The sequence below is a fragment of the Parapedomonas caeni genome (genome assembly GCF_041060555.1).
Classification (GTDB): Bacteria; Pseudomonadota; Alphaproteobacteria; order Sphingomonadales; family Sphingomonadaceae; genus CAUJIW01.
In genome coordinates, this window is the sequence record NZ_JBEUDS010000042.1 from 1 (window position 1) to 13071 (window position 13071).

The following is a 13071-nucleotide window of genomic DNA, read 5'->3' on the forward strand; positions in this document are numbered from 1 at the left end:
GCGGATGAAAAGCCCATCAAAACCAGCGCAAAAAGGACAATCTGTCCGCACAAACGGTCATCCTGTAGGCATCATGCCGCACCGCGGCCAATCAAGTCGCCAAAATCACGGTTGTTGCGGGTGTCCAGGTAGGTGATTATTTTATCTAACACATCCTTGTATTGGTAATCGGCGTGTATGCGGTATGCATCTGGTTTGACTTCAAGTATCGCAGCCTCAGAAATTAAATCGGCTCGCGCCTCCCATAGATGACGCAAGAGATCATCGGTCATTTTCTGATCGCAGTAGGTATTTCGATATACGGGGAGATCTATCAGTGGCGGAATTGCCGCTTTTTCGTTTAGTAATTTATCAGTCATATCACGATATCCAAATTTAGATTGTTTTATTATTATAGAGACAATTTATATAACTAATATATATCGATTATACTTTCATTTTATCTTCAAAATCGCAAGAAGAAATTGGTTTTCTATAAAATCACGTCACTCGAAGGAAATTTCTGTTTTCTAAGGCCCTATTGGCTTGTTGAATTTTCCACGCAACGAAGCCGGCTTTGGTGATGATGGTGATGCGCTTGGGGGCGATGTAGGCTTCGGCGGTGCTGGCGGTAGTGGTTTTGGCGCTGGCGGTGGTGTGGGCGCTGCAAGAAACTTCGACCTAAATCCCGTGCGCGCAAGAAGTGCGCGAAGGCCGCGCGCGCGGCGGTTTTTCACGCTGCGCTTCTTCGCCGGATTCATGAAACGCGAGAGCACGCGGCGCACGGTCGGTATGAACGTGGGCACAAGCTCTGGCGGGTCTTCAAAACCTTCACTGTCTTTCGCGGTCGCGCTCGTGTCCGGCTGCTCTGACACCGGCGACGATGCAGCATCCAGATGTAAGAAGCGCGAAACGGCGGCGGATATCGCCGCCACGTCGGGAAGCCAGCCGAACAGCCCTTCGGCGGCGGCTGCGCCCTGCTGACCTGTGGCAACCTTTTTCTTCTTTTTCTTGCGGCCCGGTTCTGGTTGCAGGAAACGCGAGCCGCTTACTTTGCTGGCCTTGGCGGCGGTTCCGCCGCGCGCCCCTCCTGTTGTTGCCGCTCCGCCTCGCGGCGGTCTTCTTCGACCTGCGCGAGCAATCGCGCCGCGCGGGCTGAATCTTCCGCGTAGCGGACACGGTCCCGCGCAAACCCCGCCTGTTGATCGCGCCGCTGCTGGTCGTGGCGCTCTTTCAGTTCCTCGATATGTTCGGCCCGATCCTGCCGGATGAGTGTGCGAAGGTCGGCGCGCTCTATGGCCTGCCGCTCGCGCAGGTGTTTCCATGCGGTGTCGCGCTCAAAGCGTTTCTCCGCGCCGCGCCCCGGATTGAGGCGGTTTTGCAGGGCTTCGATATATCCCTCGATGCCGGACAATTTTCCGTCGCGGATGAAGCGCTCGCGCTCGGCCTGCTGCTGGCGGCGCAGGCCGTCCATCTTATCCCGCGCCTCAAGAACGAGCACATGCCGGAGCTGGCGCAATTCGGCATGATGCCACTTGGCCAGTTTCTCGGCCTCGGCCTGTTCGCGCGCGGCCAATGCCGCCGCGACGGCGGGCGCGAGTTCCGGTGCGCCGGAATCCTGCTCCTGCGCGTCCGGCATCTCGCCCTGCGCCTCCGGCGCTGGCGCGAGATCTTCGACGGGCGGGCGCTGCATCTCGAATGCAGGCGGCTCGGCATCCTTCTGCCGCTCGCGCTGCTGGGCTTTGGCCTCGCTGGCTGTGGGGAGAATATCGCGGTCCACAACCGCCATGAAGGCCCGCACCTCGGCGGCCTTCATTTTGAGTTCGCGGCTCAGGCTGTAAACGCTGCCCTCCGGCCCGACGAGTACGAAGTCCTTGCTGTCGCCCCGCGCCAGCACATAGCCCGCATCTTCCACGGCGACCTTGAACGCCATGCCGCTGTCACAGGATGATTTGAGCGCCGCGAACTGCGCCCGCCGGTCTTGGGTAGAAAGGCCGCTGCGTTCGGCCTGTTGGTGCTCCGCATGACTAACATCCGCGCGCGGGAACTCCGGCTGCTTGGCGCGGTCGCGCTTGGCGTGTTTGCCCGGCACATGCTCATGACCGAACTCGCGTTCCAGTTTCAGGCTGGCGCGCTCATGGGCGAGATAGTTGTTGCTATCCGAGCGCATGGTCATGGTTTCGAGGTCGGTGCGCGCCCAGACGATATGGATGTGCTGGCGGCCTTTCTTTTCGTGCAGGACGACGGCGCGGGGCTGGCCGTCCAGCCCAAGTTCTTGTTCCAAAACCTCGACAGCACGCGCCCATTGCTGGGGCGTCATGTCATAGCGGGCGTCGGGGTCGATGTTGACGTGATAGAGGCCCTTCTTGCCGCGTGTGCCCTCCGAGAGGGTCTGCCAATCGCGGAAGGTCGCGGCCAGGTCATCAAGGCCGGAGTGCAGTTCCAGCACCTCCATGCGCTCGTTGGTGTCGGTGCGCTGAAGGTGGGCGGCAAGCTGGCGGGGTCCGGCGCGTGAGCCTCCTTTGATAATCATGTCGCCGCCTCACGGTTTTGGCGGCGGGATGAACTTGGACAATCCCGCAGGCGGGATAGACTCCGGCGGTGCCGGTGCCGTTGCCGGTATTGGAGCCGGTGCGGATGTCGCCGCTGGCGCGCGATCCGGCTCCTTGCCGAGCGCGTCATAGATGAGGCTGCGGATGTGCGCGAAGTCGGCCAGCGCTTCCCGCAGGTCCGGCAGGACGGTTTCCGGCTCGCCGCCTGTATGCAGGTAGCGGGCAATCTGGTTCAGATTGCTGCCGGTCTTGCCAAGGTGGCCGAGGATTTGACGCAGCGCAGCACTGTCGGCAGGGATGCGCCGCTGCGCGCGGGGACCGGCTTCGCCGATGAGCGCCGCACGGGCGAAGGCGGCGGCGGCCATGCCCGCCCTGTCGGCGCGGGCGAGAAAAGCCGACTTTTCGTCGGGCGTGACGCGGGCATAGATGGTGGCGGTGCGTTGCCGCCGTTCCGACTTGCGCCGCCCGGAAGGGCTGTGCTCTGAGCCGCTATCGCTCAAGCGCATCTCCTTTCTGCCGGACGTGTCCGGCGGGGTCGAGGGCGTTCTCCCTCGTCAGGGTGCAGGGGCATGAAAGCCGCCTGCGCGTCGTCCAGAGCGCGCAAGCTCTGGCCGTGGGTGCCGGGACGCGGAAGTCTCCGGCGAGTGGTCGAGGGGTGCGATAACCCCTTGTCTGGTTCCAAGGACGACGTGCCTTGGTGGGGTCCGGGGGCAAAGCCCCGGTCATGGGTCGCAGGGAGCACGAAGGCTCCCCGCACGGGTGCAGGGGTGTGAAACCCCTTGCTCGGGAGGGATGCAACGGGAGGGCGAAGCGCCTTCCTTGCCAAGCCAGCACCTTCAGGTGCGGGGTGCGGACGGTCAGTCCGCACATGGCTTGCACACTCTCCTAAGCCATAACTTAGGATAGCACGGGACGTGCTGGGGTGTGGGGTAGCGAGCGCTTGCGGCAAGGCGGGATATCGCCGTCTGCATACAATCGTATGCGACTCGCTCAGCGCGGGTTGAAGCGCAGCATAGCACGAAGGCGGGCAGTGCGGCGATGCTTTCATCCCGCGCGGCCCTCGTCGCCGCCGCCCGTGGCGAGCACGTCGCGGGCCTCGTTGAGCATCTGCGCGAAACGGGCCGAGCCGCCGGTGTCGGGATGCACCTTCTGCATCAGCCGCTTCCATGCGGCCCGCACCTCAGCGGCGGTCGCGCCTTCCGAAAGGCCGAGAAGATCGAGCGCTTCCGCGCGCGTCATTTTGCCGTTGGGTTTTGCGGCGCGCTGACGCGCGCCGCCGGACTGGCGGCCCCCGTGACCGTTTCTTTGGCCGCCGTCCGATTTGCCGCCCCGCACAAAATATGGGTTGTCGTCGTAGGCTAAGGGCGGCTCCCAATAGAGGTGCGGATAGGCGCTGGCGAGGGGCGCGAAGGCGTTGGGCAGCCGCCAGTAATCGACCGGACGCACGTAGTGCGGGCGGTCGGCGGGATTCAGGACAATCGCCACGTCACGGCCCAAGGCCAGCACCTCGTCGGGCATGAGCAGCGGGCGGCCTGTTTCTCCGTAGTTGAGGTTTTCGCTGTGCCCGCCGCCGCCGGGGCCGAAGTTCTGGCCCTCGCCATGGCCGACCGTCTGCACGGTCACTTTGCCCAAGGTTTCGGACAGGTAATTGGCGCTTTCAAGGTCGTTGACGTTGCAAAACCATTTGTAGGCGCAGTTCGAGAGGATGGTGCCCGCCGCCGCGCCGTAGAGGTCTTTGAGCTGGTCGAGGCCCTGCACGATGAGGGTGAAGTCGATGCCGTAACCCGACATGGTGGCGATATCGCGGGGCAAATCCTCGATGCGGCCAAGCGCCGGAAACTCGTCCATCAATATCATGCAGCGGTGCGGCGGACGCCCGCCGAGCGGATAGCGTTTGAAGGTGTGCATGGCCGCCGTGGTCATGAGCCGGAGCCATGTGCGCTGCGTGTCGATGCGGTCGGGTGGTATCACCAGATAGACCGTCACGGCCTCGCGGATGAGGTCGGCCATGTCGAAGGATGATTGGGCGGTCGCGGCCTTCACCTGCGGGTCGGAGAGGAATTTCGTGGCCTCCGACAGATTGGACATGATGCCGCTGTAAGTCTCTTGCGCCAAATCTAGATACGGGCTGACCATCTCCCGTATCGCCCCGCCGAAGGCGCTGCTGGCCGCCATCGGCACCAGAAACCTCTCCGTGAAATCCCTCCGGCTCAGGCTCACAATCTCCCGCGCACGGGCGAGCGTCTTTTGCTCGCCCGGCTGGTCGGTGATCCACAAGAGCACGGCGGTCAGCACATTGGCGGCGCTGCCCTGCCAATAGCGGTCTTTGTCGCCGGGGGTCGTTGGACAGACCGCCGCAGCAAGCGCCTGCGCCACCGCGACGGCGTTAGGGTCGTCGCGCACTAGCACGTCCAGCGGATTGAAGGTCGCGGGCGCAAGGCCACGCTCTTTGAACGTCTCCGCCAGTTCGCCCCACGGGTTGATGACGTGGACGGCGCTATTGAGGGTGCCGCGCCGGATGCGCGCCGTGATGGCGGCGTTCTCGCCCTTGGGGTCGATGACGATGGCCGAGCCGCCATAGCGCAGGAGCGTCGGCACGATAACGCGGGTGCCTTTGCCCGTGCGGGTGCGCGCGACAATCAGCGTATGGTGTTCCGGCGTCGAGAGCACGGGCGCGCCCGCCTGCTGCTCGATGGGGATGGCTGAAAGCTCTGGCGCGCTGCTCTTGCCGAAAAACACGCCCCGATGGCCGTCATATGCGTCGGCAAGGCGGTCGCGTACCTCCGCATAGCGGGCTGAGCCGTAATTGTCGGAAAGGGCGGGTCTTGGCTTCGGTTTGCGCCGTTTGTCCTTCACGAGCCAAATCAGCCCGACGACGCCCAAGAGGACGGCCAGTGGGGCGAACAGGCTGGAAAACAGACTGCCGAGAAAGCCGACGCTGTCTCGGAACAGGCCCACGGCCATGTCCTTGCCAATCCCCGCAAGCCCGGTGACGTAGTTCCAAGGGGTCGGTTCTTTGGGCGGGTCGTATCGCGCTCTGAGCGCCGCCATGCGCGCGCGGGCGATGTTATCGGCGGCGCTGCTCAGCATGAGGTCTTGGCCCGTGCCGATGCCCTGCCATTTGCGGCGCAAGGTATCTTCTGCCGCTTGCAGTTCAGCGGCGCGGCTGCGCCATGCCGCCGCGTCAATCTCGCCTGCCTTGCGGCGATACTCGCCCTCCGCAAGCTCCACGCGGATATCGGCCAGCAACGCCGCGTCGCGGTCAAAGACGCGCTGCTGCGCGGGCGGGAGCACCAGCCCGCGCGGCTCGCCGCCCTGCCGGAATATCGGGTTATCCTTCTGCCAGCTTGGCGCGGATTCTTGCGCGGCGGCGGACAACGGCGACGCGGCAAGCGCCAACGATAAGGCGACGGCCCGCAAGGGCTTCGTCGCCGCGCGCATCAGAACGGCCCTCCTTCAGCGGGCGGAGTCCTGTCCGCCCCGTCGCCGGTCGGCACCGCCAGTTCCGGCGCGCCTTCGGCGGCGCAGAGGTCGTTCCAGAGTTCCGCATAGTGCGGATGGCTGGTCGGGTCGGTTACGATGGTATGCAGCAGATTTTCGAGGTGATTGCTGACGATCTGCGCGAGCACGCGCGACGGCGGCGCGGGATTCCGCCCGACTCGGGCCGAATCGAGTTTTTCGATGTGCGCGAGAAGCGCGAGCAATCCCGGTTGCACCTCCACGGTCACGGACGCGGCCTCGCCCGCGTCATTCATCGCGGCAGAAAGCACGTCTTCCAAGCTGCATACATCCGTATGCGCGGCGAAGAGGGATTTGATATGGGCGAGCTTCGGGTGCGGCGGCGCGTCGGGCGTATTGCCTGCGCCATTTTCCCAAGCGCTGAGCGCTTCATCTGCGGTTGGTGCGCTCGGGTTGTCCTCTGGCATGGTGCCCCCTCAGTAAACATACGTCTGTATGTTTGTGCGGAGCGGCAAGCCGCCTCGGCACATCTTTGCAATGTCCTGCCTCATGGACAGGACATTGCAGATGTACTTGCGCACAAACGTCTTTCCCCTTCACAATCTAAAGAGACAGGGGGCGCGTCAAGCTTACCACAGAGAACGCGCAAGCGAAGATGCGCTGGCAATGCCGCGCACGAAAAGCGCCCCCGGATTGGGGGAGACGTGAAATGGCTGTCCTGCGGCACTGATTTCATCGTGGCGGACGTGATCCGCTGGCGCGAGCCGGTCTGGAAACCCCAGCCGCGCCATTCCAAGAAAAGGCCGGTCATCACCGGCCACCGCGTCATCACGGGCCAAGTCGTCAAGATTGACCGTGGCGGCTGGGTGCATATCGAAGTGACGGCTTGCTCGGTCGAGCCTGCGCCGCAATGGCTGCGCCCGCTCTATCCGCTCAAACGCGGCGAAGCGATACGCCGCCAGCGCGGGAAAATCGGCCAAGGCAAGATAGTCCGTCTGCTGTGGAGCGATGAAACCGCCCGCGCCGCCATTGTCGGCTCGCGCTTCGTGAAGGTGTGAAGCCGCGAGGGCGCGGCAATGCCGCGCCCCGCCGCAGGTCGGCCTACCACCACGAATCATAGAATACGGTCTTGCCCTCGGCGATGGCCGCACGAGCGGTGGCGATGAACATCAGGTCATCTTCGCTTTCGCTGCCGTCGGATTCGCCGAAGAAGAAACCGCTGGTTGGCGGCAAATGCCCTGCGCGCACATCTGCTTCCAGACGGTCGAGGTCTTCCGCCGTCAGAGCGAGCGTGATGCAGTTGAACGTATCCGCGCCGCCCTTCTCGAAGTAGAGGCTTTCCATCCAGCCGTGCAGGTTCGGATGCTTGCGCCAGTAGTGGATTTCAGCGGCATCTTCGACCTTGAAGCCGAAGGGCGTTGCCGGTTTCTCGCGGGTCACAAGTGCATACATATCCAGTCCCATTTTGTTGCTCCTTTTGATTGGTGTTGTTCGTCCCGAAGGACGCGGCACCTCGGAGCGGCGGGACCAAGCTGCTGCCGTCATGGGCAACACGGCCCGAAGGGGTGGTGCGGGCAGCCCATTGACGGCAAAGCGCCCGACGCCAGGAACGCGGCATGACTGAGGGCGGAACAACACCGCAGGAGCAAACGCGGCGGTGGATGTGCCGTTGTGCCGGAAGCCGGACACGGCCCACGCGTCGCAGGTTATGTAAAGCGTGTCTTTACAGGCAACGATCCGTCCGATAGGCTGAAAGCCGATTCAAGGGGCAATTCAACCGGATACCGCACATGCCAAATCAGGCCGATGTTCGGCTAAAGGAACCCGCCCATCCGGGCGGCTTCGTGAAGCATGAAGTGCTGAAACCGCACGGCCTGTCCGTGACGGATGCCGCCGAAGTGCTCGGCGTCACACGGCCTGCGCTGTCGGCGCTGCTCAACGAGCGGGCGCATCTATCGCCGGAAATGGCGCTCCGGATCGAGAAGGCGTTTGGCATCTCCATGGAAACGCTGATGCGAATGCAAAACAGCTACGACATCGCCCAAGCGCGCAAGCGGGCGGGAGACATTAAAGTCGAGCGATATTCAGGACTGAACACGAAGGGGCGGGCATGACGGAGCTGAGTTTCAAGGGCAAAGAGTTTGTCTACAACCACCATCTGGCGGTGCCCTTCCGCCCGCTCGTGCCCGACGAAACCAAAGGCATTGGCCCCGTCGCGCTCGACGGCAATCTCGTCATACACGGCGACAACCTGCATGCGTTGAAGGCTCTGCTTCCGCTTTACGCTGGCAAGGTGGACTGCATCTTCATCGACCCGCCGTACAACACTGGCAACGAAGGCTGGTGCTACAATGATAACGTCAATGCTCCGATGATCCGGGAGTGGCTGGAAGCCAACCCGATTGGCATCGAGGATGGGCTCCGCCATGACAAATGGTGCGCCATGATGTGGCCGCGCTTACGCCTTCTACACGAACTTTTGGCCGATGACGGAAGTATCTGGATAACTATCGATGACAATGAGGCCCATCGTCTTAAATTGATGATGGATGAGGTTTTTGGAAAAGAAAACTTTTTAGCCAATTTTGTTTGGCAGTCAAAAGATACGCCCGGAAACAATAGCTCCGGTATCGCTGAGACTCATAATCATGTTATTGCCTTTCGAAAATCAGAGGACTTTTCTCCAGATCTTTTGGAGAGAAACGAAGATCAGATTGCGAACTACACTAACCCCGATGACGACCCTCGCGGGGATTGGCTGGCCGCGCCGCTGACGCGCGCAGAGCATCGGGATCGAGACTACTACGCCCTGACCAATAAAGCAGGACGAAAGGTTTTTCCTCCGAAAGGTAGTAGTTGGCGGAGGCCACCCACAAAAATGAAATGGCTAGAAACTGATAAGCGCATTTGGTGGGGCAAGAACGGTGACGCTGATTTTCCGATGGAGAAGAAGTTTCTAAAAGAAGCAAAGCCGGGCGTAGTGAACCAAACATGGTGGCCATATACATTTGCGGGCAGCACCCGAAACGCAGGTGCAGAATTGAAAGAGCTGTTTGAGGGTGAGAAGCCGTTCGAGACCCCCAAGCCGCGACAACTCATTGAACGTATCTTGGAACTTTCTTGCGGACCGGATGCCATAGTTCTCGATTCCTTTGCAGGTTCGGGTACGACGGCGCACGCCGTGCTAGCAGCAAACGAGAAAGACGACGGCAACCGTCGCTTCATCCTCGTGGAAATGGAAAACTATGCAGACCGGCTGACCGCGGAGCGCATCCGACGCGTCATTAAGGGCTATGATTTCAAGGGAACGCAGAAGACAGAACTGCTGCGGGAGCGGCTGAACTGGCGGACGCTCAGCAATAGCGGCGATTTGGTGCACAAGGTTGAAGCTATCGAAAACCTGCACGGCCACGAATATGACCGGATCAAGAAGGAAGTGAAAGACGGCGAATTGATCGTCACCGGCGAAAAGACGGTGGCGGAGCGCGCCGAAGGTCTTGGCGGTAGCTTCACCTATTGCACGCTCGGTGATCCCGTCGAGCTGGACAAGGTCCTCAGCGGTAAAACCCTACCGCCCTATGCCGGTCTCGGCGCAGCGCTGTTCCACATGGCGACCAATCACGCGCTCGATCCCGCCGCCGTACGGGAGGATGACTTCTATCTCGGCGCGACAGAAGGCCAACACGTCTGGCTGATTTACAAGCCCGATCTCGACTGGCTGAAATCGCCTGAGGCCGCGCTAACACTGGCGCGCGCCAAGGCGTTCGCTGCGTCCGATCCGGGCAAGCGGCACCTCGTTTTCGCTCCGGCGCGCTTTGTGAGCCAAAAGATGCTGGCGGAACACAACGTCCCTGTGGAGTTTGTTCCGCTGCCCTTCGCGCTCTACCGGATAGATCGGAGCTGATGCATGTATCGCCAGCTCGACTATCAAGACCGCGTACTCTCGACGCTTGACGCCTATCTCGACCTCTTGAAGGAAAAGAAGGTGCGCGCGGACAAGGTGGCGGCGCTTGCGGCGCAAGACCCCGACCTCGGCCTCGCCATACCGGACTTCGCAAAAGAGGCTTGGGAAGCGCTGAAAGCGGCAGGTAAACTGCCCGCTTCCCGCGCGGCCATTCCGTTCTCGCCTCGCATCGACGGCTGCGAGCGCCCTGTGCCCAATGCGGTGCTAAAAGTGCCGACAGGCGGCGGCAAGACGTGGCTCGCCGTCTCCGCCGTATCGCGGGTGATGGGCCGTTATCTCGACCGCAACACCGGCTTCGTCCTGTGGATCGTGCCGAACGAGGCGATTTACACGCAGACGCTCAAGCACCTGAAAGATCGTCAGCATCCCTATCGCCAAGCGCTCGACCGCGCGGCGGCGGGGCGCGTGAAGATCATGGAGAAGACCGACCGGCTCGATGCGCGGGACGTGGAAACCAACCTCTGCGTCATGTTGCTGATGCTGCAATCCGCGAACCGCGAGACGCAGGATTCCCTGAAGATGTTTCAGGACCGGGGCGATGTGCACGGCTTCTTCCCGCCAGAAGGAGAACAACAGGCGCATCAGGCCGCCATCGACCGCACGCCGAACCTCTCCGCCTATACGGGTATGTTCCCGATGGTGAAGGATTCCCTCGGGAACGCGCTTCGGGTCATCCGCCCTGTGGTCGTTATGGACGAAGGGCACCGTGCTATTTCCGATTTGGCGTTCGGAACGCTCTACGGCTTCAACCCGTGTTTTGTGCTGGAGCTGACGGCCACGCCGCAGGATGTGCAGCCGCGCGGCGGGCGCAATCCGCGTGACGGCCGGTATGCCAACGTGCTGGTGGAAGTCACGGGGCGCGAGCTTGATCGGGAAGGCATGATTAAGATGCCGCTCAATCTCGATCCCCGGCAGGGCAATGACTGGAAGGCGACGCTCAACGCGGCGCTGGCCAAGCTCAACGCTCTTGATGCCGAAGCCCGCCAGTTTCGCGCGGACACAGGCAGGTACATTCGGCCCATCATGCTGATTCAGGTCGAGCGCACAGGCGCAGATCAGCGCGAGAGCGGGCATATCCATGCCGATGACGTGAAGGACTGGCTCCTGACGGCGGGTTTCGATCAGGCGGAAATCGCCATTAAAACCGCGCAGCAGAACGATCTCAACGATCCCGAAAACCAAGAACTTTTGTCGCCCACCAATCGGGTGCGAGCGATCATCACCAAGCAAGCCCTCCAAGAAGGCTGGGATTGTCCCTTCGCCTACGTGCTGTGCAGCCTTGCGGCCAGCGCCAACCTCAAAGCCATGACGCAGCTTGTCGGACGCATCCTCCGACAGCCCGGCGCGCTCAAGACGGGCGTTGATGCGCTCGACGAGTGCCACGTCATTACCCATCATGCCGACACCGCCACGGTGGTCGGCGCGATCAAAGACGGCTTGGAACAGGATGGCCTCGGCGATCTGGTTTTGCGTGTGACACAGGACGACAAGAGCGCGTCGGGGAAAGTCTCCCGCAGCATCAAGCGCCGTCCGGCCTTCGCGACGACGGAAATCTATCTGCCAAAGGTCATGGTCGTGGATGGCGAGGATGCTCGCGACCTCGATTACGAAACCGATGTTCTCTCGGCTATCGACTGGCGCGGCTTTGATCCGCAAGAAATCGCCGAACGCATTCCCGAAAATGCGCAAGCAGCAGAAAGCCAGCTACAGCGCATCAGTCTCTCGGAGGACGGCGATGAGCTGTTCGTCGGCGAAACGGTTGCCGCGAACACGGAAATCCTCGCCTTTGATCCGGCGCATGCCGTCCGGATGATCTCTGATATCGTGCCCAATCCCTTCGTAGGGCGCGAGATTGTCGGCGCGACGATGGCTGCCCTTCGGGCGCGGGGCTTCGATGACGCCAAGCTCGGGCAACTATCGAGCCTGATTGCGGAAGAGCTTCGCAAGGGCCTCGACACAGCGCGCAACGCGCGCGCCGAAGCCCTATTCAAGGCCGAAGTGGCTGCGGGGCGCATTCAATTCAGGCTGCGGCTCGATGGCCGTAACTGGCGGATGCCATTCAGCGTCGAAACAGCCGAACCCGAGGATGGGCGCCAGCTCCTGAACCGTGCGGGCGGCCCGCTCGAAAAGAGCCTGTTCGCGCCGATCTATGAGAACGATCTGGACAGCGATGGCGAGCGTGATGTCGCCGTCTATCTCGACGGGGAAAAGACGCTAGCGTGGTGGCACCGCAATGTCGCGCGAACGCAATACGGCATCCAAGGGTGGAGGAAGGCCAAAATCTATCCGGATTTCATCTTCGCCGTGCAGCGCGACGGCGAGGAAAAGAGGATCACGGTTCTCGAAACCAAGGGCGACCAACTCGACAATCTCGATACGGCCTACAAGCGCGAAGCACTCGCGTTTCTTTCGGACCACTTCCGTTGGGACGAGGCCACGCCGGTTGGCGAGCTAGAACTGGTCAACAACGGCGAGACTGTTGAAGGCACCTTGATTCTGATGAGCGAGTGGAAAGCGAAACTGCCCGCGTATCTGTGACGGGTGGTATTGGGGGGCGCATGAAGGGAAAGAATTACTCTGTTGGCTCGGTGTGGCGGCGGTGGGACCCCCATATTCACACACCCGGAACCATATTTAACGATAATTATAGGACAGGGGATACGGGATGGGAGGATTTCCTGTCCCGCATCGAGGGCGCCGACCCAACGATTTCCGCTTTAGGTATCACCGATTACTACGTTCTCGATAGCTACGAAAAAACTTTGGAATTTAAGACCGCAGGGCGGCTTCCAAACGTAGACCTTCTTTTTCCGAACGTGGAGCTTCGCCTTGGCGTCGGTACGGTCCGAAGCAGCCCCATCAATATTCACTTGCTGATTTCTCCGGATGACGATGATCACGTTGTTCAGATTAAGCGCTTCCTAGGCGAACTGAGTTTTCGCGCTTATGATGAGGTTTTCCGTTGCAGTCCTGAAGATTTGAAGAGCCTTGGTCGCGTCCGTCAAGGTGGTGTAATTTCGGCTGTGGCCGTGGGCCATCGTCAGGCGGCTTTGGCGGTGATGTGTAGGGGCTGATTTTCCTCCTCGATCATGGGTTGGTTGAGTTCGGCCATGCCTT

12 protein-coding genes are annotated in these 13071 nt (G+C 61.4%); 6 read left to right on the forward strand and 6 right to left on the reverse strand.

Going from position 1 to position 13071, the window contains the following annotated elements; all coding sequences use genetic code 11:
• Positions 1 to 71: 71 nt before the first annotated feature.
• Positions 72 to 359 carry a hypothetical protein gene (locus ABU113_RS16615; RefSeq protein ID WP_454560582.1) on the reverse strand — a complete coding sequence of 96 codons (288 nt, stop codon included), beginning with the start codon at positions 357 to 359 and terminating at the stop codon, positions 72 to 74.
• Positions 360 to 525: 166 nt separating this feature from the next.
• Between ABU113_RS16615 and ABU113_RS16620 the strand changes: the two genes are divergently transcribed.
• Positions 526 to 963 (forward strand): hypothetical protein, encoded by a 438-nt coding sequence (locus ABU113_RS16620; RefSeq protein WP_454560583.1) that lies wholly within the window; start codon positions 526 to 528, stop codon positions 961 to 963.
• A gap of 64 nt (positions 964 to 1027) precedes the next feature.
• On the opposite strand, the gene ABU113_RS16625 is transcribed toward ABU113_RS16620, so the two are convergent.
• The 4 genes from ABU113_RS16625 to ABU113_RS16640 all read right to left on the reverse strand — a co-directional run bounded on the left by ABU113_RS16625 (position 1028) and on the right by ABU113_RS16640 (position 6457).
• Complete coding sequence (locus ABU113_RS16625) at positions 1028 to 2512, reverse strand: relaxase/mobilization nuclease domain-containing protein (RefSeq protein ID WP_454560584.1); 1485 nt, start codon at positions 2510 to 2512, stop codon at positions 1028 to 1030.
• Between the two features lie 9 nt (positions 2513 to 2521).
• Positions 2522 to 3037, reverse strand: a complete 516-nt coding sequence (locus ABU113_RS16630) for a plasmid mobilization protein (RefSeq protein WP_454560585.1) — start codon at positions 3035 to 3037, stop codon at positions 2522 to 2524.
• A 538-nt stretch (positions 3038 to 3575) separates the two neighbouring features.
• A complete protein-coding gene (locus ABU113_RS16635; protein ID WP_454560586.1) occupies positions 3576 to 5972 on the reverse strand; it encodes a type IV secretory system conjugative DNA transfer family protein in 2397 nt (798 codons plus the stop codon).
• Entirely contained in the window at positions 5972 to 6457 is a 486-nt protein-coding gene (locus tag ABU113_RS16640) for a hypothetical protein (RefSeq protein ID WP_454560587.1), read from the reverse strand. The genes ABU113_RS16635 and ABU113_RS16640 overlap by 1 nt, the downstream gene beginning before the upstream one ends.
• Before the next feature lie 237 nt (positions 6458 to 6694).
• On the opposite strand from ABU113_RS16640, the gene ABU113_RS16645 reads away from it, so the two are divergent.
• Positions 6695 to 7048, forward strand: coding sequence for a hypothetical protein (locus tag ABU113_RS16645; protein WP_454560588.1), 354 nt, complete (start codon positions 6695 to 6697; stop codon positions 7046 to 7048).
• A gap of 43 nt (positions 7049 to 7091) precedes the next feature.
• On the opposite strand, the gene ABU113_RS16650 is transcribed toward ABU113_RS16645, so the two are convergent.
• Complete coding sequence (locus ABU113_RS16650; protein ID WP_188235775.1) at positions 7092 to 7454, reverse strand: phosphoglycerate kinase; 363 nt, start codon at positions 7452 to 7454, stop codon at positions 7092 to 7094.
• 326 nt (positions 7455 to 7780) lie between these two features.
• On the opposite strand from ABU113_RS16650, the gene ABU113_RS16655 reads away from it, so the two are divergent.
• The 4 genes from ABU113_RS16655 to ABU113_RS16670 are packed head-to-tail and all read left to right on the forward strand — an operon-like array spanning position 7781 to position 13028.
• Complete coding sequence (locus tag ABU113_RS16655; RefSeq protein ID WP_454560589.1) at positions 7781 to 8104, forward strand: HigA family addiction module antitoxin; 324 nt, start codon at positions 7781 to 7783, stop codon at positions 8102 to 8104.
• A complete protein-coding gene (locus ABU113_RS16660; protein WP_454560590.1) occupies positions 8101 to 9894 on the forward strand; it encodes a site-specific DNA-methyltransferase in 1794 nt (597 codons plus the stop codon). Before ABU113_RS16655 ends, ABU113_RS16660 begins: the two co-directional genes overlap by 4 nt.
• 3 nt (positions 9895 to 9897) lie before the next feature.
• On the forward strand, positions 9898 to 12492 hold the full coding sequence (locus ABU113_RS16665) for a DEAD/DEAH box helicase (RefSeq protein ID WP_454560591.1): 2595 nt from the start codon (positions 9898 to 9900) through the stop codon (positions 12490 to 12492).
• 20 nt (positions 12493 to 12512) lie between these two features.
• The gene (locus tag ABU113_RS16670) at positions 12513 to 13028 is read left to right on the forward strand and encodes a hypothetical protein (RefSeq protein WP_454560592.1); all 516 of its coding nucleotides are present in this window, start codon (positions 12513 to 12515) and stop codon (positions 13026 to 13028) included.
• The last annotated feature ends 43 nt before the right edge of the window (positions 13029 to 13071 follow it).